Source organism: Deltaproteobacteria bacterium (assembly GCA_026388545.1).
Taxonomy (GTDB): domain Bacteria; phylum Desulfobacterota; class Syntrophia; order Syntrophales; family UBA2185; genus JAPLJS01.
Genome location: JAPLJS010000111.1, coordinates 1 through 20,880, shown reverse-complemented (window position 1 = coordinate 20,880; position 20,880 = coordinate 1). Strand labels below are relative to the sequence as shown.

Sequence of the window (20,880 nt, the reverse complement as noted above, 5' to 3'; positions counted from 1 at the left end):
AAACCTTGCGTCTTTCAAGTGGCATTCAGTAAATCTGTCGATTGGAAGACTGTCACGAGCAGCAGCTGTTGATGATAGTTTTATCTCTATTCCGTGCTGCGGAAAGTGCGCCGGCGCTATCAAGAGTGATATAGTCAGCAGGGTGGTTGGATCTGGCAAGCTCCTTGACAAGGGTGGTTTTCCCCGTCTGCCGTGCACCTCTTAGGAAAACGATAGGTGTATCGGACAGAGCCTCTAAAATTGTCGATGTAATGTTTCTTGCGATCATGGCGTGTAATTTTACCAAATGATGGTAAAATACAACCAAAATCTGAAAAATATATTCTGTGATGTTGAATGGATGGGTGCATTTTGACATGCAACATATCAGGAAGATGTTTATAAAGTCGTAAAGATGCTCAGGCATAATTGATTATTTCTGGATGAAGATTGTATCCCTGATTAAACAAGCTAAACATTGCTTTAGGATGTCGTGAATACATTTGTCTGTCAAGGCATTCTTGTAAACAAGCAGTACCCTGTTGAACCAATACAATATGACTATGGAACATCAAGGATAAATATCGGATTACAAAAAAGTACATTATCATATTTGACGACCTCGTAAAAAGTAAAAATTCCTGTCACTCCCGCGGAGGCGGGAGTCCAAAACTATTTAATATTAATGGATTCCCGCTTTCGCGGGAATGACAATTTAAGGTAAAATCCGACTTTTTGCGAAACCATCAAAATTAGAGAAATAAAAATCTCGTTATCTTGTGAGGGGGTTTCGTTAAAAGTATTCTACTGAGCGTTGGATATAACAATTGACTGGAGAAGAAGGTATTTCAACGTTATGTTCTTTGCAAGTGGTGTTGCAACGCCGCCTGGATAAATTTACTGAAGAGGGGATGGGGGTTCGTCGGGCGCGATTTAAATTCGGGGTGGAACTGGCATCCCAAAAACCACGGATGGTCTTTGATCTCCACAATCTCCACCAGACGGCCATCCGGTGACATTCCCGTGATATGGAGCCCCTTTTCCACAAGGATATCCTTGAATTTGTTATTTAATTCATAACGGTGGCGGTGCCGTTCGCTGATTTCACCGTTTTCGTAAGCATCAAAGGCGAAGGATTCATTCTCCAACAGGCAGGCATAGGCCCCCAGCCTCATGGACGCCCCCATTTCCGTAACACTCCTCTGCTCAGGGAGATAATCGATCACCGGATACGGGGTCTCCTCGTCAAATTCGGAGCTGTTCGCTTTTTCAAGGCCGCAGATGTGGCGGGCATACTCCACCACGGCAAGCTGCATCCCCAGACAGATACCGAAATAGGGGATACGATGCTCACGGGCATACTGAATAGCCGTAATCATCCCCTCGATGCCCCTCTGTCCGAATCCTCCGGGAACAAGGATACCGTCGGCGCCGTCGAGGCAGTGGGCGATCCCTTCTTTTTCTATCTTTTCCGAATCGACAAAACGCAGATTTACCCTGCAGTTGTTTGCGATGCCCCCGTGAACCAAAGCCTCATTCAGGCTCTTGTAGGAATCCGTCAAATTTACATACTTGCCCACGATGGCGATACGCACTTCCTGGGGAGGATGATTGATCTTCTGCACCACCTCCTCCCACGCCTCCAGGTGGGGCCGACCGGTCCAGATGTTCAGGAGGTCCACTATCTTTTCGTCCACCCCCTCCCGGTGAAACACGAGGGGAACTTCATAGATGCAATTGACGTCCTTTGCCGTAAATACCGCGGAAACTTCGACATTGCAGAAAAGGGCTATTTTGGACTTGATATCGTCGGAGAGAAAATCCTCCGTCCGGCAGAGCAGAATATCCGGTTGGATGCCAATCTCACGGAGGGCCTTGACGCTGTGCTGGGTCGGCTTCGTCTTGACTTCCCCGGCAGTCTTTATGTAGGGAACCCATGTGAGGTGGATAAATATGGCGCTCTCCTTCCCCACTTCGTTCCGGAATTGCCTGATCGCTTCCAGGAAGGGAAGACTCTCAATGTCTCCGACAGTCCCGCCGATTTCTACAATGGCAACGTCGAAGCCGCTCGCGCTCGCTTTGATGTAATCCTTGATCTCATCGGTTATGTGGGGGATAACCTGAACCGTCTTCCCGAGGAAGTCGCCCCTTCTTTCTTTTGATATTACGGAGAAATAGACTTGCCCTGTTGTCAGATTGTTGCATTTTCCCATGCGGGTACAGGTAAACCGCTCATAGTGCCCTAAATCCAGGTCTGTCTCGGCGCCGTCATCGGTCACAAAGACCTCGCCGTGCTGGAACGGGCTTAACGTTCCCGGATCGACGTTGATGTACGGGTCCAGCTTTTGATTCGTAACGCTGAGACCCCGGCATTCAAGAAGGGCCGCAATAGATGCCGCCGCCAGACCTTTGCCGAGAGATGAAAGGACGCCGCCCGTTACAAATATGAACTTTGTCTTCATGACCACTCCTTGACGACACTGCACTACATTGCCCTTCACCCCGCTTAAAGCAAGCGGGGTGAAGGGCAGACTTTAATGCTTATACCTTATAATATGGGTAAATATCTATCAATTTCGTACTGACTCACATGGGTCCTGAAACGATCCCATTCTACTTTCTTGTTTTCAATGAATTTCTGGAAGATGTGATCCCCCAGGGTTTCCCTGACGAGCTTGCTCTTTGATACCAATGTCAGCGCCTCATATAAACTTCCCGGCAACGAGGTAATGCCCGCCTTTTCCCGGGCGTTCTCATCCATTTCAAAGATATCTTCCTCAATAGGTTCGGGGAGGGGGTAATTCTTTTCGACGCCCTTCATACCGGCCGCCAGCATCACGGCAAAGGCCAGATAGGGATTGCATGCCGGATCGGGAGAACGGTACTCGATGCGTGTTGCCTTCTCTTTCCCCGGTTTATACATGGGAACGCGGATCATGGTAGAGCGGTTTCGACGCGCCCAGGAGACATACACGGGCGCCTCATAACCGGGCACCAGGCGTTTGTAAGAATTTATCCACTGATTGCAGATGGCGGTAATCTCCGGTGCATGGGTCATCAAACCGGCGATATAGCTTTTGGCCATCTTGGACAGATGGTATTTGTCCTTTCCGTCAAAGAAGGCGTTCTTGCTCCCTTTGAAAAGGGACTGATGGGTATGCATCCCGCTGCCGTTCTGGCCGAAGATGGGCTTTGGCATAAAGGTGGCATAGACGCCGTTCTGTCGGGCAATCTCTTTGACCGCTGTTCGATAGGTCATTACCTTGTCAGCCATCGCCAGGGCATCGTCATAACGGAGGTCTATCTCATGCTGGCTCGGCGCCACTTCATGATGAGAATATTCCACGCGGATTCCAAGATCCTGCAGGGCGAAAATTGTCTCACGCCTCAGGTCAGTTGCCCGGTCTACGGGTAGGCCGTCGAAATATCCGCCCTGATCCAGGAATTCCGTTTCGCTGTCATTGGCGAAATAGAAATATTCCAATTCCGGACCGACATTGAAGGTATAGCCCATGTCACCGATCTTTTTGAGCATCCGCTTTAGGGCATAGCGTGGGTCGCCTTCATACGGTGTGCCGTCGGGGTTCAGAATGTCGCAGATCATCCGCGCCACGGGTCGATCGGAAGGGCGCCAGGGAATCAATTGGAAGGTTGTGGGATCGGCCATGGCGATCATATCACTCTCTTCGATGCGGGCGAATCCCTGAATCGATGAACCATCAAAGCCCATGCCTTCTTCCAGTCCCTCTTCCAGTTCGGATGGCGTGATGCTGAAAATCTTCTGCATCCCCAGCACATCGGTAAACCAGTATTGGATAAAACTGACTTTGCTCTCTTTAACCGCTTTCAGGACATCATTTTTCGTTTTACATGTAAACATAACATACTCCTTTCTTGTTAAGATTTTTATTTCACTTAATCAAACACTTAAATTTGTTTTTTATGGTTATTATCTTTGATGACCTCATAAGAAGTAGCAGGTCTTCCCCTTTTCCGTTATTCCAACGGTTTGTTTTCAATGAGCCGCCAGACCCCCGTTGGGCATGCCCCGGCACAGAAACCGCAACCGATGCACCTGTCGTCGTTGACGCTGTATTCGAAGGCGTCATTGTCCAGTTGACGTCTTGCAATCGCACTTTGCGGACAGATTGTTTCACAGAGACCGCAATCCCGGCATGCCCCGCAGGAAGCGCACTGTGATGCACAGGATGCCGGATCATCAAAAGTGAGGATGCGGGGATCATAGTATTCCAGCTTCACCCGATCCGGATCAATGGGGGGCAACTTATCAAAGGTCTCGTACCGCCCTTTCAGCACATCATCGATGGCCGTCGCCGCAAGGCGTCCCGCGCCGATGGCGTCCGTCAAAAGACCCAGTTTGACGGCGTCACCGATGGCAAACACATGGGGATCACTGCTCTGAAAGTGGTCGTCCACAACAATAAATCCTCTGTCTGTGGCCATATTCTCCGGTAAAAAATCCAAATCAGGCTGATCGCCGATGGACACAATGACCGTATCTGCCGGCAGTACTTCCCCATCCGCCAGCAGAACTCCTTCTTCGGTAATGGCTTTTGTAAACCTGGGCCAGAGGAACTTGGCTCCTGCGGCTTCAGCGGCCTTTCTTTCCTTTCCATACGATGCGGGTTCCTGGATATCGATGAGGGTCACCTCTTTCGCTCCCAGACGCACAGCCTCCGCCGCGGCATCACAGCCCACATTGCCCGCTCCGATGACGACAACCTGTTTCCCAACTTTGACATGGTCCACCCTGCTGTTTCTGAGGAAATCGAGTGCGGGAATCGCCCTCTCATTCCCGGGGACAGGGATCATCCGCGGTTTCTGCGCTCCCACGGCGATTACAATGAAATCATACTTTTCTTTGAGCTGTAAAAACTCCTCCTGTGTCAAAGGATGTTTCACATTGATGTGGCTTATCTGTTCGCTCACCCGGTTCAATTCATGCTCAACTACCTCGTCGGGAATGCGGCTGCGGGGAATCATATCGGTAATCTTGCCGCCGAGACGATCACGCATCTCGTAAATATGCGGCTCATGTCCCTTCATCCACAACTGCCAGGCAACGGAAAGCCCCGATGCGCCGCCGCCGATGACCGCGATCTTCTTACCCGTCTTCGGGGCGGGTTCCGGCGTCTGTGCCTTCAAACTGGCCCTGCCCAGCAGCGAGACATCCACCGAAGGGAGCCGGTCTGTCTGGCGAGTACAGTTCTCCATACAGAGATTCGGACACAGATACCCGCACACGGTTGCAGGGAACGGTGTATAGGAGAGCGCGAGATCCACGGCTTGCTCTATCAACCCCTTGCGGATCAGTTCCCACCGCTTTTGCACAGGGATACCGGTGGGACAGTGGGCCTGGCAGGGCGGCAGGTACTTGTCGTTTTCCCAAACAGGTACAAAACGACGCAATATACCTGTTGTGATCACGTCGATGGGACATCTGTCCATATCAGAGAGATCACCAATCAGTCCCCTCGGACCCAGTTCCCGATCCCAGACTTCTTTACGGAATTGGTTCATACGCCGTGAAGTCCCGCCAAACTTTTCATGAGGCTTACGGACCACGAGGAGCTGCCACTGTTCCCGGTTGTCGGTCAGAATCGGATACAATTCAGAACGGTCGATGGTATCGAGAAAATCCTTTATATTGAAGGTCAGCCACTGCCATTCGTCATCGTCGGGTTTTGTCAGCCGTGCGTCTGCGTCACTGTATCCTTTATGATGCCCCCGGAAGAAGATCTTCCCCCCCACCATTCCGACGCATGGGCGGTAACCGAGGACGTTATCAGTTCGGGACGTATCATACCCACAGACAACAGCGATCCCTCCGGCCATGAACTCGGCAAATGAGTCTCCCACGCTTCCCAACACCCACAGTTCCGGAGGATCAAAACGGGGGTTATGCTTTGTCATGGTCATAGCCCGCGCCCCGGTGTCGCCTGCAACAAAAATCTTGCCCTGTGCCATGGCATTTCCCGCACCGTTGGTTGCATTGCCGCGAACAACGATATGGGCGCCGGCGTTCAGCCAGCCCACATCATCGGAGACAGGCCCGATAACGTCAATAAATGTGTTGGGAAACCCCATGGAACCGAGCCGCTGTCCGGAAGTTCCCAGCACTCTTACCGTAACGGGGTCTATCCCCGTTTTCCACAGGCGGCCGCCGATACCGTGTTGACCATGGGCAATAATTTCTATATACCGATGCCCGTCACTGACGGCTTTCTGGATACGCTCTTCCAGAATCCTTGAATCGACCCTGATACCTTTTTCCATACCGGGGACGATGATTGTTGGTTTGTTTGACATGAAGACTCCTTATACAACGAACCTAATGCTGAGCCGCTCGGCGGCGTGATGGTCCGCAATGCCGATGGCGTCGGACATGCCGATGGGAAGCGACGTGGAGCGACCCAACGGTGCGACGATCTTTTTCAATTCCGTGTCAAAGCTTAAGAAGACTTCCACAAGACGTTCGGCTACCTTCTCCGGGTCGAGTCGTCGATCCAAACGGGGGTCCTGGGAAGTAATTCCTTTCGGGCAGATACCGATATTGCAAATGTTGCAGCGATCGCTTTCTGAACCGAGGCATCCGGCCGCGGCTTGCATCAGGTACTTTCCCGACTGTACACCGCTTGCCCCCATCATGATCAGGGCGGCTGCATTAGCCGCCAAGTTGCCGCTCTTACCGATGCCGCCTCCGGCAAAGAGAGGAATCTCGTTTTGTTTTCCGAGCTTGACCAGGTTCAGATAGGCGTCCCGGATATTGCTGGCGATGGGATGACCCATATGATCCATGGAAACATTATAGGCCGCTCCGGTGCCTCCATCCTCCCCGTCTATCGCCAGGCCAGCCGCGTAAGGATTCCGTGTCAAATTATTGAGAACCGCCAGGGCCGTACTGGTTCCGGAAATCTTCGGATAGACCGGCACCCGGAAGCCCCACGCCATGTACATGGACTGGATCATCTTGGCGACGGACTCCTCAATGGAGTATTTCGTCTGATGGGTGGGCGGACTGAGGAGACTAACACCGGCAGGCACACCACGAATGGCGGCAATCAGTTTATTTACCTTGTACCACATCAAAAGGCCGCCATCGCCCGGTTTAGCTCCCTGGCCATATTTGATTTCGATGGCACAGGGGTCTTCTTTCATCTCAGGAAGTGCATGGATAATCTCATCCCAGCCGAAATAACCGCTGGCAATCTGGAGGATGACATATTTCAGAAAACGGGATCTGAGGAGCCTCGGCGGGCAACCTCCTTCGCCAGTGCACATCCGCACAGGCATTCCCAGCTCTTCATTCAGATAGGCGACTCCCATCTGAAGACCTTCCCACATGTTGGGGGAGAGGGCACCGAATGACATGCTGCCGATGATGAGAGGATAAATCTCTCTTATCGGGGGTATCCATCCGTTTTCCCGAGTGACCTTTAAAACCTCCTCCGGCGGCAAAATCCGCCCCAAAAGAGTTCTGAGTTCAAACTCGTGCCTTCCCGCGTCCAAGGCAGGGTCGGTGAGCATGGAAATACGAATAAATTTGATCTGGTCGAGAACACTTCCCGGCACATTGCGGCGTCCGCCCCTTCGCCGCGGGACTCCACCGACATTAATATGGTAGCGCAGTTTATCGATTTCCTCGTTGTGGACGGGTATAATGGCATTGTTCGGACAGACGAGATTGCACATCCCGCACCCCACGCAGGCGTGGGCCGGATCTGTACGCTGGTCAATACCGTGATAGACACTAAAGAGATTTCCGGGCTTTTCCTTCAAACCGATGGAAATGTTTACCATCCGCTTCCTGTGAACGCCCAGTTCAATAGCCCGAACGGGGCAGACCGTCGTACAACTCCCACAGAGAGTACATTTCTCTTTACTCCAGAGAATGCGCCAGGGAAGGTCTTTTGTGCTTAATGTAGATGGGGTGATGCATCCCCTTGATTCCATATCTCCACCTCCCGACGTTCTGGACCTACTGAAACGGTATCGTATTTCATGGGTTGAAAATCCTTACTTTTATCCCGCGCTGGAATTGTTGCATCAAGCCCGCACATTTCAGACGAAAAAGCGAACATTCCCGGATTGCCGCCGACAATACCGGGGCGCAATTTTTTGCTGTCTTGAACCATGAAGAGGGTTTTATCCGGTAGACAGCCGATAACACAGTTCGGACCGTCAATAATCAAGGGGCGACAGCTCTGTTTTATCCTTCGCAGCCATATCGCGTTTGGGTGATTCTCAATCTCTTCGTCTTTTAAAGGGGTAATTATATGTTTGTACATATCAAGTCCCATCCCCAAATGATTCTTCGTATAATGAAGGATATGGGTGAATACTTCCGAGTCAGACTGATACCCGGCGTAACCGGGGAATTTCCGGGACATGAGAAATTCTCTGATTGGTATAAATGCCGTGTTTTCTCCATTGGTCATGGTCGCAATTCCCTGGATGAAGAAGGGATGACAGGCATAGATATTTATCGCATAATTTGTATTCTGCCGTCCCTGGACGAGCATTGTACGGGCCTGCAGCTCCTTTCGGTTTAACCCAAGATAATCCGCTACCGTCATGGGATCGCCGACTTCCTTGACCATGATGACATCCGGCCAGAAACTGAAGATCGCCATAGATCCGTCTTCTTCACCCATCTTTCGTAACTGGAGGCGGCACATCATAAGGCGGTACTGGAGTTCAGCTTCACTGAATGAGGCCCAGTCGGGGGGATATTCATACACACGAATCAAATAGTTATCCCGTCTGGGTGTTCCTACGGGGGGCTCTTTACCTGGACGGATTGAAAGTTTGTATTTAACCATGAAATCAAGGTCCATCATGTAACGATCCAGTGTTTTGATTCCCTCGTTAGAAAAAATACCTGAAAGGATCGGCTCACGTTTGAACTTTTCAAACTCACCTCCCAGATCGGTCATAAATAGCCCCACACCGGATCCGTCATGACCTTCCTTCATGACATCAACGGCGCGTAACGGAACCATCGGGGAAAGGGGGTCCGTGCTGGTAACGGCAAACAAACGACACATATAACGTTCCTCTCTTTTCAACCGTCCATGTCTGCAATTCAGACAGACACAGACTTTTTTACAATAAAGCTAAAACTGTACCACTTCTGAAAATAACAGAGCTTCCGGTACACATTTTTTCGAGTACTATTCACGTATGAACAGTACAGCTAAAAGTCATCGAAGCGTTATCGTAACTGATTAAATCTTCTTCATAATTATAACAGTTACGTCTTGGTAACGGACGGTCACGGAAAGGTATTATGAAGGTAAGATTACATGTCCCATCCAGTGAAATAATTCCCTCCGCAATAAAAAATAACATATATGTTACTTTGTTATAATTAATAACAAAATTGTTATATATCGGTCTACGAGTCTTCATTTTCAGCCGTATGTGCTGTTGATACAGTCCGCTTCGGGCGAAACTGCCAGGGGTCAATTCCAAATTTTTGAATCTTATACTGGGCGATTCTCTTTGTTGTGCCCAGTAATTGCGCCGCTTTGCTCTGATTTCCCCGGGTTTCCTTCAGGGCATTGATAATAAGAGTTCTCTCCTGACTTTCGACAACATTTCTCAACTTGCCCGGTTCTTTCTTTTCTCCATCTTTGGTTTTCAACTGGAGAGAGGGAGGCAGGTGAAATACTTCAATGGTATCTCCCGTTGCCAGTAAGACGGCCCTTTCCACACAGTTCTCCAACTCCCTCACATTGCCCGGCCATTGATACGCCAGAAACGATTCCAGTACGGGTGAAGAAATTCGCTTAACCGGTTTTCCGAGTTCTCCGGCAAATTTCAAAACAAAATGATCCGCCAGCATAATTATATCGGTGCCCCGCTCCCGAAGGGGTGGCATGTAAATCGGAAACACATTAAGACGGTAATATAAATCGTTACGAAACCGCCCTGAAGTTATGTCCTGCTCTAAATTGCGATTTGTCGCAGTAATAACGCGAACATTGACATTTACGATCCTCGATGAACCTAAAGATTGGATTTGTTTTTCCTGCAGAACCCTCAATACCTTTACCTGAGCTGCCGCAGACAGTTCGCCGACTTCATCGAGAAAGATAGTACCGCCATGGGCTTCCTCAAAACGTCCCCTCCTCTGGTGCAAAGCTCCCGTGAAAGCGCCTTTTTCATGACCGAAGAGCTCGCTTTCTATAAGGGTATCCGGCATGGCGGCACAATTTACATAAATAAGGGGACCGTTTTTCCGCAAGCTATTCACATGGATTGCCCGCGCCACCAATTCCTTTCCGGTGCCGGTTTCTCCGTTTATCAATACAGTTGTGTTTGTATCCGCTACCTGGGCGATAAGTCCAAAGACTTCCTGCATGGCCCTGGATTTTCCGATAATATCAACAGATGGGGAATGTGTGCGACCGACGATCTTTCTCAGGCGGCGGTTTTCTTCTTCAAGGGCACGCGTATGGACAGCTCTGGCAATAAGTTCAGCAATTGATGAAAGCATGGCCAGTTCGCGATCAAGATTTTCCACATTGCGTGCTACTTTATCCGCAGATACCACGCCGACGACCCGTGCATCATAGATAATAGGCACGCAGAGAAAAGTAAGTTCTGATCTGTTCAGTAAACGCCTCGCACCTGTACGGTCAAGAAAGTGCGTTTCCTTGCCGAGATTGGCAACCGCCATGGGGCGGCCGGTTTGTGCCACTTTTCCGGTAATGCCTTCACCGGGTTTATACGTTACTTCAAGTCCCTGAATATTGACGTCATGGGCAATGTCAAGCCAGGCTTCCCCTGTTTCCCGATCAAGAAGAGAAATCATACCCCGTTCCATACCCAGCCGAACGCTCAACTCCTTCAATATCTGTTCCAGTTGGCCTCGCAGTTCCTTGGGCTGTGCCAGGATTTTGGCAATAGCATGGAGAGCGGCGAGTTCTTCGTAGTTATGAATACTTAACTCTTTGCCACCCGCCGTACCAACCTGTGACGGACTCCATATTTGTTTCGTCATATAGAATGCAAAACCTCCCTGTCCACGATACAAAAGATACTACAATCATAGAGCGTAATTATATAATATCTTATCATTACAATGACTTGTATCGTGTCCTACTTCTTAATCGTAACGTCCATTATGTTCTGTCTCGCGATAACTTGTTCCTGTTCGCCTTTCTTGATAAATACATGCATCACACCTAGAATCTGGTATTCGCCGTTTTCTAATTTTGTTGTATCCCAGGGAACGGAGAAATTGTTTTGCTTGTCTGATGATTCAGCGATTTTCATCCAGGAATCGGTGTTCTTTTTACGGTAGTACCACGGATTTGTTGCCTTAATTGCAGCACCTGAATATCCGAGCTGATCCAATTCCTTGTTCAACAATTCTTCATCGTAACTTTCCCTCAAAACAACCCTTCCCGAAAGAGTCTTTTGTGACTCAGAAGGAACAATAAAGAATGGCCCCCAATTGATAGACATTTTCTCCTCCTTTGATCGTGTTTGGAAAGCAATTAATCATTTTATTGAACTCTAAACTTTCATTATCCTGCAACGTCTAGCGCTCTTATTCTTATTCCACAAAGAAGCAAGTCGTTACTTTATAATGATAAGCCCCAAAAATGAAGCTGACCAGAACATTTAAAAATACAATGAAATATCAATGCCATAGGACTACGGGTATCAAATTTGTATTACAAGTTACTTTCAAGCAAAGATTGTATTGTGCATTTATTTTAATTCGTGGTAAATTCTACCATATTTAGTACAAAATTGATATTATTATTTCTATTTTACACGAGTATGTATTGTTAATGCAAAAACAAGACCATTATTAGAGTTAATGAGGAACAAAAATGTTCTTTATCGATTTAAGATGCAGGCAATGCAGTGCCTATGAGAATGAGATTTCGCGAAAGCATAATCAATTTTGTATATCGTAAAGCAACTCATCTTAAGCCACCACCTGCGCTGGCGGATACCGGTCCGTATGCCTACGTGAGAAATCCCATGATGTCCGGAATGTTGATTACACTATTCGGGGTGGGAGTATTTTTGAAATCGATCTCACTTTCCCTTGTCTTTACACCCGTTTTATTTGCGTTCGTTATTATCGAATTGAAGGCCGTTGAAAAACCGGAACTTGAAAAGCGTTTGGGTGAGGTTTATCTGGAATATAAGAAGAGGGTTCCCATGTTCTTTTCCTTTCCGATGTTTAAGATTAAAGGGAACCTCAGTATAGTTTCTATTTATACGGAGCGTCAGAGTTATTTTTAAATTAACTTACCCCTTAATACGTGGTATTCTTAAATTCATTTTTCTTGAAATATTGGGTTTCGGAAGGTCGATCCTCGGAAATGCGGCATATTTGAGTTAACTTCGTTTTTAGCATTTTCAACCATGCGTATATATTTAGTAAAAGCATGATTGGGACGCTCATTGAATACACGATGAAAACAAAAACCATAAAAAGCGGCCTGGCATCACTTGATGAGGTACTTCAGGGTCTACGGTATGGTGACAATGTCGTATGGCAGGTGGACCATCTCGATGAGTATAAATATTTCGCCGAGCCGTTTGCAAATCAGGCTATTAACGATGGGCGGAAATGCATTTATCTCCGTTTTGCACCTCACCCGGAGATCCTTGAATCACGAGCCGGACTTACCATAATCAATTTGAATCCGGAAGTTGGTTTCGATACCTTTAGTGGGGAAGTCAATAAGATTATCGAATCATTTGGCAGAGAAACCTTCTACGTATTTGATAATCTCTCTGCTCTCGTCGTTCGCTGGGCAACCGACGAGCTGCTGGCAAACTTTTTCCAGGTTACATGTCCCTATCTCTTTGAACTGGATACAGTTGCGTATTTTGCTTTGACACGCGGCCAGCATTCCCACAGCGCCGTCGCAAGGATCAGAGACACGACCCAGTTGCTAATCGACGTCTACCACGTACAGGGAATGATGTATCTCCATCCGCTGAAAGTGTGGGACAGATACTCTCCGCAGATGTTTCTTCCTCACATGATGTCTGACACAGCACTGGTTCCTGTCTTTCACAGCGGGGATGCCGCCGCGGTATCCGTAAGGGCCAGCAGAAAACCTCTCCACACAATGTCGAAATCGATAGCCCCGTGGGAAAGCGTATTCAGGAAACTGTTGCAATACCAGGAGTCGGAGCAGGATTTGCGGGAAACCACACCGGAGATCTCCGCCCTCAAGCAGGAGCTTTTACGGATGATGATAGGGAGCCATCCCGAATTCAACAAGCTGGCAGACTCCCATTTCAAAATCAGTGATCTTCTGGGTATCAGGGACCGATTGATCGGATCCGGTCAGATTGGTGGAAAGGCAGCGGGGATGCTTCTGGCACGGCGTATCCTGGCCGATGGGGAGGATGATGAAGATTTTTCACAATTCCTCGAAGCTCACGATTCATTTTATATAGGGTCAGATGTTTTCTTTACCTTCCTGGTAAATAATGACCTTTTTCGTCTGCGCTTGCAGTTGACCCGTAGTTCCCACATCTCTCGTGATGAATTTGAAGAAGTGGAAAGGCGTTTCCTCGAAGGCAAGTTCCCCCCAGAGATCATTGAACAGTTTGGCAGCCTGTTGGATTACTACGGACAGGCGCCGATTATTGTCAGGTCCAGCAGCCTCCTGGAAGATAGTTTTCGCAATGCCTTTGCCGGCAAGTACCGTAGTGAATTTTGCGCAAATCAGGGCAGTTCCGGGGAACGCCTGGAAGCGTTTTTGAAGGCTGTGAAACTTGTCTATGCCAGCGCCACGAACCCGGACGCACTATCCTACCGGCGGGCCATGGGACTGGAGGACAGAGATGAACAGATGGCTATCCTGGTGCAGCGTGTTTCAGGAATGCCGTATAAAAAATACTTCTTCCCGAGCCTCGCCGGTGTTGCCTGTTCGCGGAATCTTTATGCCTGGACAGATCGCATAAATGCGAAAAAGGGATTGATCCGTCTTGTATTCGGACTGGGGACGCGGGCTGTGAACAGGGTCGGAAATGATTATCCCAGGATGATAGCCGTAAGTCATCCGGAACTCAGACCGGAGTATGGAGTTCGTATTGCAAAGTATTCCCAATGGGAGGCGGATATCCTTGATTTGGAAAAAAATGAATTCGTAACCATGTTTGTAACAGATATATTGGCCGACCGGGACTACCCGAATCTTCACCTTCTCGTGTCCTTACTGAAAGATGACTATCTGATCGATCCCTTCACAGGACGACTGGACAGCTCCTCAGAGGAGCTTGTCCTTACATTTAACAACCTGATCGGTCGTACGGATTTCATAAAGATCATGGACGCTATGCTGATGAAGCTCGAAAAAGCCTACGGACATCCGTTGGACACAGAATTTACTTCTTCCGTCGATACCGGCGGCAATGTCCGGATCAATCTGCTGCAATGCCGACCGATGACTATACCGGGATCGGTCGGTCCGGTGACCTTTCCCGATGAGTTGCCTAAGGATCGCATACTGTACAAATCAGGCCGTACCATAAGTGGAGGGGTTATTTCCGACATCCGCTATATTCTGTACATTGACCCTAAACGTTATGCTGCCGTTGAGGACCCGGATGTGAAAAAGTCCCTGGGTCGGGTTGTCGGATCTATCAATGAGCACCCAGTGATTGTCAAAGGCAAGATAATGATGATGGGACCGGGCAGATGGGGAAGCAGCAATATTGATCTTGGCGTCAATGTAAGTTACGTCGATATAAATAATACATCTGTTCTTGTTGAAATGGCTCGTGAGGAGGCAGGGCACCTACCTGAATTTTCTTACGGCACTCACTTTTTTCTGGACTTGGTAGAGGCAAGGATTATTTATTTGCCGGTTTATCCAAATGAGCCGGAAGCAGATTTCAATAATGAGTTCTTCGATAACTCACCCAATGTTCTCTTAGACCTCCTGCCAGATGCTGCAAAATTCACAGGTGTGATTCGGGTTATTGATCTGCCGGCGACAACCGGAGGACGATATGCTAAAGTTGTTGCCGATCCGCAGAAACAGAAAGCAATTTGCTATATTGAGTGAGAAGGCTTTCTGAAACCGGCCGTTCTTAAAACTAAACGATTTTTTCAGATCGTCACTCCCGAAGCGTGTTCTGCTACACCCAGCCGCGAAGTTTCATTGCTTCAACGACACGCTCGACTGCAACCACATAGGCGGCCTGCCGCATATTGATATTATACTTCCTGGAAGTATTGAGGACTGAATGGTATGCCGTTGTCATTTTCTTATCAAGACGCTTGTGGACATCTTCCAGTTCCCAGTAGTACATATAAGCGTTTTGAACCATTTCAAAGTACGACACCGTAACACTTCCGGCATTACACAGGAAGTCCGGTATCACATGAATGCCGTTCCTATGGAGGATATCGTCGGCTTCTGTAGTGGTCGGTCCGCTGGCTAATTCGGCGATAATCCTTGCTTTGATCTTCGGGGCGTTCGCTTCCGTTATTACGTTTTCCATGGCAGCAGGTATGAGGATGTCCACATCGAGTTCCAGGATTTCTTCATTGGATATCGATTTTGTGTCGGGGAAATTAATGACTGAAGATGTTTTTGCCTTATGGATGCCGATTGCTTCCGGATTGAGCCCGTCCTTACCGTAAATACCGCCTTTGGAGTCGCTTACGGCTAACACTCTGCAACCCAATAAGGATGTAGCCAAACGGGCTGCGTGATAGCCTGCATTGCCATACCCCTGAATCGCGACTGTTGCCTGCGATAGATCAATGCCGCATTCTTGCGCCGCTTCACGAACAGTATAAAGGCCGCCCCGAGCTGTAGCATCGCTACGGCCTTCGGAACCGCCGAGAGACGCCGGTTTTCCCGTAATGACGCCAAACTGATTCTTCCCGCAGAGTTTTGAGTACTCATCCAGCATCCAGGCCATGATCTGTGGGTTTGTATATACGTCGGGAGCAGGAACATCTTGTTCAGGACCGATGATCTGCCATACTCTGTCCACGTATGTTCGGCTCAAACGTTCCAGTTCCCCCCGTGACATTTCCTTGGGATTGCAGATGACGCCCCCTTTTCCGCCGCCAAGAGGTAAATCGAGAAGTGCGCACTTCCATGTCATCCAGGCTGCGTGGGCGCGAACATTATCTATCGATTCTTCCGGGTGAAAGCGGATTCCGCCGCTGGTCGGACCTTTTGCATCGTTGTACTGGACTCTGAAAGCCTGGAATACCTTTATCGCACCGTCATCCATGCGCACAGGCAAGGATACATGAAGTTCTCGCACAGGTGCCCGAAGCACTTCATGAGTACCAGGTTCCAGATTTAAAATTCTTGCGCATTGATCCAATTGTCTCTTGGCAATACTGAATGGACTCGTTTTAACCATGCAACTTTCCTCCCTGTGATTATATATGTTTTCTGAGAAGCGATTTTATCATTTCTGCCGCGTTCTTACAAAAAAAGAAATACATGACAAGTAAGTAAAATCATTAAGAATCATTTATTATTGGGTTCACTATATCAAATAAACTATATGGAAAGAAAGGATAATCGATGGAATTGTCGCATAAGAAATAGGACAATTGTGCACAAATTAGTGTGGACTATATGACATTATTGTTGACAAATGAGCATAATATTGTTAGAAGCGTCGGCAAACCATTGCCGATTGCCTTATGAAAAAGTTATTTGATCCCGAAGAAATTGAAAGAAAGATAGTCCTCATCCTGCAAATTCTCAAAGATAGCGGGGAGCCCGTTGGCGCAAGGCTTATTGCCAGGCGCATGCAGGATTTCGGTGTAACATTGAGTGAAAGGGCTGTACGGTATCATCTAAAAATTATGGATGAAAAGGGACTGACTCGTCTTGTGAGCAGAAGGGAAGGAAGAATCGTCACGGACAGAGGAGTTGACGAAGTCAGTCATGCAATGGTGCAGGATAAAGTGGGCCTCGCCATCTCACGTATTGAGATTCTGGCTTACAGGACAACCTTTGACCCTGTGAATAGCTGTGGTGTTCTTCCCGTGAATATCTCTCTTTTTCCAAAGGATCGATTTAAAGATGCCTTGAAGGTAATGAGACCGGCCTTTGATGCAGGGATAGCAGTGAGTGACCTCGTGGCGGTTGCCCGTGAGAACGGACAACTGGGCAGTGTTACTGTACCCGCAGGGAAGGTAGGTCTGGCTACGGTCTGCAGTATTGTAATCAATGGCGTTTTGCTGAAGGCCGGCATTCCCATGGACTCAAAATTTGCGGGTATTCTGCAGATGAAAGACAGGAAACCGCGCAGGTTTGTTGAACTTATTTATTATTCCGGCTCCTCACTCGATCCATCAGAAACCTTCATTATGGCAAAAATGACCTCGGTGCGTAGCGTTCTTAAACAGGGAGAGGGTAATATCCTGGCAAACTTCAGGGAAATTCCTGCACCATGCAAGACCCTTGTCGAGGAGCTTGTGTTCAAGCTCAATAAAGTAAGAATAGGCGGCGTTCTTTCCATCGGTGAAGTGAGCGAACCTGTGTGTCAGGTACATGTGGATTTAAATAAAGTGGGACTGATTCTCACAGGAGGACTCAACCCGATTGCCTGCGCACAGGAGGCGGGGATCCAGACAGAAAATCGCGGGATGGCCGCAGTGATGGATTTTCAGGATCTGCGTAAATTTTCCGATATTTACAGGGGGATTTGAAGTAAATAGTTTTATCGGTACTAAGAAAAGTATCTGAAATAATACCACTAATAAGAGGAAGGAGAAGTAAAGGCATGAATCTTAGAAGACCAAATGCAAACGAGGCAACAGGAACATTTAACCGATCGAGAGACGTGGTGCCTATGTCGGGAGTCTGTACGCGATGTGTTGACGGTTGCAGGGGTGGTTGTGAAGCATGGTTGGCAGCGTTCAGGGGGCGTGAGGTACTGTATCCGATTGGCTTTGGGGAAATATCGGCCGGCGCCGACAAAAACTACCCTGTTGATTATTCGCATCTCAGCATCCAGGGTTATGCCGTAGGTGCAGAGGGATTACCAAAAGGCGTTGAAGCTGGTCCCGATACAGCGATCTTTCCTGCTGTAAACACGGAAACAGAATATGGATGGAAGAAAAAGGTGAAGATGCGCCTCCCTATATTTACAGGCGCCTTGGGTTCGACGGAGATTGCCCGTAGAAACTGGGAGCATTTTGCCGTGGGGGCAGCTATTTCCGGTATCACCATTGTGTGCGGCGAGAATGTCTGCGGGATTGATCCTGGGCTTGAGCTGGACAGAAAGGGAAAGGTCAAAAAGTCTCCGGAAATGGATCGCCGTATTGAAACATATAATCGCTACTATGAAGGCTATGGTGAAATCCTCGTGCAGATGAACGTTGAGGATACGAGGTTCGGTGTAGCGGAGTATGTACTCAATAAACATAAACTGGATACAATTGAACTCAAATGGGGACAGGGCGCCAAGTGTATCGGCGGAGAAATTAAGGTCGGTTCCCTGGAAAGGGCAATCGAGCTGAAAAAGAGAGGGTATGTTGTCCTGCCTGATCCGACTCTTCCTGAAAACCAGGCGGCATTCAAAGATGGAGCGATCAAAGAATTCGAGAGACACTCGCGTGTAGGCTTTGTTACCAAAGAAGCCTTTTTGAAGGAAGTAGAACGACTTCGCAAGGTTGGATTCAAAAGGGTTACCCTGAAGACGGGGGCCTATTCGGCTGTCGAACTTGCCATGGCCCTAAGGTTCGGGGCGGAGGCAGGGATAGATCTCCTCACGATAGACGGAGCACCGGGTGGAACGGGCATGAGCCCCTGGACGATGATGAATGAGTGGGGTATCCCCAGCTTTTATCTCCACTGCCTTACTTACCAGTTCTGTGAAGAACTTAAGAAAAAGAAGATTAAAGTTCCCGATATAGCGGTTGCCGGCGGATTCTCATCAGAGGATGGGGTGTTCAAGGCTATAGCAATGGGAAGCCCTTATGTCAAAGCGGTTTGTATGGGAAGGGCCTTGATGATTCCCGGCATGGTCGGGAAAAACATCGGGGAATGGTTAAAGGCGAAAGACCTGCCGAAGACAGTTTCCAAATACGGGACTACCGTGGAAGAGATCTTTGTCAACTACGAAGATCTGAAGATGAAATACGGGAAAGAAATGAAAAATATTCCCTATGGCGCCATAGGCTTGTACACATTCATCCAGAAGTTTAAAGCAGGCCTGCAGCAGCTTCTGGCGGGAAGTAGAAACTTCACACTTTCTCTTGTATCCCGAAAAGATATAATGTCACTGACAGAGGAGGCGACCAAGATATCAGGCATACCCTATGTCATGGATGCTTACCGGAAAGAGGCCGAAAAAATACTATCCATGTAATCTGATTTTTTATCGGGCTTGAACCTAAGGCCTCTCTGCGCTGTTGCGTAGAGGGGCCTTAGGCATTTTTAGGATAAAAAAAGATATCTGACATGTCTCATCCGTTCAGGATGACGGTGTTTTATTTTTTTTCATGGCAGCCGCGTCCAGTTCCATCTTTTTCATTGTAATCAGGATTGCGGTGAGCGCCGACTGCGTCATTCCCGGGATCCTTTCCGCCTGTCCTATGGTGGCAGGTTCTACCCTGGCGAGCTTTATCTGCAGTTCTTTGGAAAGCCCCGGTACGGAGCCGTAATCCATATTTTTTGGGATTTTTTTCCCTTCCATCGTTTTCATTTTCCCGATCGCTTCAATCTGCCGTTTGATGTAACCTTCATACTTTGCCTCGATCTGGATCTGCTTTTTAACCAGTTTATCGGTTATTGGCTCCCATCCCTCAAAGACATTGAGATCGTCATAGCGTATCTCGTATCTTTTCAAAAGCTGATACAGTGTGACAGGATTCTTAATGGACGGAGTTCCCAGCGTGTGAAGCGTTGCGTTGACCTCTGCACCGGGGTAAATTTTTATGGATGAAAGCCTACCGATCCCTTCTTCCACCTGACGAATTTTTTCCTTCAAGCGGTCATGGTGATCACATGAAATCAAACCGAGTTCATACCCTTTTCCCATGAGGCGGATTGTGGCATTATCTTCCCTGAGAATAAGGCGGTATTCCGCCCTGGAGGTAAACATCCGGTATGGCTCGTCCACACCCCTGGTAACAAGATCATCGATCATGACGCCCATATACGCTTCGGAACGATCAAGCACAAAAGGATGCCTCCCCTGTATTGCACAAGCCGCGTTGATGCCGGCCCATAGTCCCTGCGCGGCCGCTTCCTCATACCCTGATGTACCGTTGATCTGCCCGGCAAGGTACAATCCTGTGACGAGTTTCGTTTCGAGGGTTTGCCTGAGCTGGGTAGGCTGCACAAAATCGTACTCAATGGCGTAAGCCGAACGCATGACCTCAGCCTCTTCGAGACCGGGGACGCTGTGAATAATTTGCTCCTGAAGGTCTTGGGGCATGCTGTTTCCCAGACCTTTAGCATAGACCTCCTCTGTATCAAGACCCTCAAATTCCAGAACAACGGGATGCCTGTCCTTATCGGAGAAACGCATCACCTTATCTTCCAGGGAAGGACAGTAGCGGGCGCTTATCCCTTTAATGGCGCCGGAATAGAGTGGGGAGAGCATAATATTTTCTCCGATAAGCCGGTGGGTTTCTTTCGTTGTATAGGAAAAATACGAGGGAAGCCTCTCTTCCCGCAACTTTTCCGTGGCAAAGGAAAACGGTTCCGGATCGGGATCGCTGTCCTGACGTTCGAGCTTCGAGAAATCGATTGTTGATGCACGCAGCCTCGGAGGTGTGCCCGTCTTCATACGGCCCATCTCAAAACCCAGATTTCTCAGTGATTCTGCCAGATGAATGGAAGCCATTTCACCCGCCCTTCCTGCCGGGTAATGCACGGTTCCAACATGGATCAAACC

14 protein-coding genes are annotated in these 20,880 nt (G+C 48.5%); 4 read left to right on the top strand and 10 right to left on the bottom strand.

Translation table 11 applies throughout. The annotated features are described in order from the left end of the window. Window positions 1-52: 52 nt before the first annotated feature. From NTW12_13545 to NTW12_13510, 8 genes are all read right to left on the bottom strand, one after another. Window positions 53-268: an AAA family ATPase gene (locus tag NTW12_13545; protein MCX5847361.1), complete on the bottom strand. Its 216-nt coding sequence runs from the start codon at window positions 266-268 to the stop codon at window positions 53-55. 565 nt (window positions 269-833) lie between these two features. Then, window positions 834-2,441 carry a CTP synthase gene (locus tag NTW12_13540; protein MCX5847360.1) on the bottom strand — a complete coding sequence of 536 codons (1,608 nt, stop codon included), beginning with the start codon at window positions 2,439-2,441 and terminating at the stop codon, window positions 834-836. A gap of 86 nt (window positions 2,442-2,527) precedes the next feature. Beyond that, a complete protein-coding gene (locus tag NTW12_13535; protein ID MCX5847359.1) occupies window positions 2,528-3,859 on the bottom strand; it encodes a glutamine synthetase family protein in 1,332 nt (443 codons plus the stop codon). Between the two features lie 116 nt (window positions 3,860-3,975). After that, window positions 3,976-6,309: an FAD-dependent oxidoreductase gene (locus NTW12_13530; GenBank protein MCX5847358.1), complete on the bottom strand. Its 2,334-nt coding sequence runs from the start codon at window positions 6,307-6,309 to the stop codon at window positions 3,976-3,978. 9 nt (window positions 6,310-6,318) lie between these two features. Beyond that, the gene (locus NTW12_13525) at window positions 6,319-7,953 is read right to left on the bottom strand and encodes a glutamate synthase-related protein (GenBank protein MCX5847357.1); all 1,635 of its coding nucleotides are present in this window, start codon (window positions 7,951-7,953) and stop codon (window positions 6,319-6,321) included. Then, on the bottom strand, window positions 7,917-9,047 hold the full coding sequence (locus NTW12_13520) for a glutamate synthase (protein ID MCX5847356.1): 1,131 nt from the start codon (window positions 9,045-9,047) through the stop codon (window positions 7,917-7,919). Before NTW12_13520 ends, NTW12_13525 begins: the two co-directional genes overlap by 37 nt. Window positions 9,048-9,397: 350 nt before the next feature. Then, window positions 9,398-11,008, bottom strand: coding sequence for a sigma 54-interacting transcriptional regulator (locus NTW12_13515; GenBank protein MCX5847355.1), 1,611 nt, complete (start codon window positions 11,006-11,008; stop codon window positions 9,398-9,400). Window positions 11,009-11,106: 98 nt separating this feature from the next. Beyond that, the gene (locus NTW12_13510; protein ID MCX5847354.1) at window positions 11,107-11,475 is read right to left on the bottom strand and encodes a hypothetical protein; all 369 of its coding nucleotides are present in this window, start codon (window positions 11,473-11,475) and stop codon (window positions 11,107-11,109) included. A 414-nt stretch (window positions 11,476-11,889) separates the two neighbouring features. Here NTW12_13510 and NTW12_13505 point away from each other — a divergent pair, with 414 nt between their 5' ends. Both NTW12_13505 and NTW12_13500 read left to right on the top strand, forming a co-directional pair. Beyond that, window positions 11,890-12,270 (top strand): isoprenylcysteine carboxylmethyltransferase family protein, encoded by a 381-nt coding sequence (locus NTW12_13505; GenBank protein MCX5847353.1) that lies wholly within the window; start codon window positions 11,890-11,892, stop codon window positions 12,268-12,270. 173 nt (window positions 12,271-12,443) lie between these two features. Further along, window positions 12,444-15,059, top strand: coding sequence for a phosphoenolpyruvate synthase (locus NTW12_13500; protein MCX5847352.1), 2,616 nt, complete (start codon window positions 12,444-12,446; stop codon window positions 15,057-15,059). Between the two features lie 73 nt (window positions 15,060-15,132). Here NTW12_13500 and NTW12_13495 read toward each other — a convergent pair whose 3' ends face one another. After that, window positions 15,133-16,380 carry a Glu/Leu/Phe/Val dehydrogenase gene (locus NTW12_13495; protein MCX5847351.1) on the bottom strand — a complete coding sequence of 416 codons (1,248 nt, stop codon included), beginning with the start codon at window positions 16,378-16,380 and terminating at the stop codon, window positions 15,133-15,135. A 289-nt stretch (window positions 16,381-16,669) separates the two neighbouring features. Here NTW12_13495 and NTW12_13490 point away from each other — a divergent pair, with 289 nt between their 5' ends. Together NTW12_13490 and NTW12_13485 are read left to right on the top strand one after the other, a co-directional pair. Beyond that, window positions 16,670-17,683 (top strand): NrpR regulatory domain-containing protein, encoded by a 1,014-nt coding sequence (locus NTW12_13490; GenBank protein ID MCX5847350.1) that lies wholly within the window; start codon window positions 16,670-16,672, stop codon window positions 17,681-17,683. A 74-nt stretch (window positions 17,684-17,757) separates the two neighbouring features. Then, window positions 17,758-19,347: an FMN-binding glutamate synthase family protein gene (locus tag NTW12_13485; GenBank protein ID MCX5847349.1), complete on the top strand. Its 1,590-nt coding sequence runs from the start codon at window positions 17,758-17,760 to the stop codon at window positions 19,345-19,347. Between the two features lie 105 nt (window positions 19,348-19,452). On the opposite strand, the gene mnmG is transcribed toward NTW12_13485, so the two are convergent. Continuing rightward, the coding region (gene mnmG / locus NTW12_13480; GenBank protein ID MCX5847348.1) for a tRNA uridine-5-carboxymethylaminomethyl(34) synthesis enzyme MnmG at window positions 19,453-20,880 on the bottom strand (1,428 nt) is incomplete at its 5' end.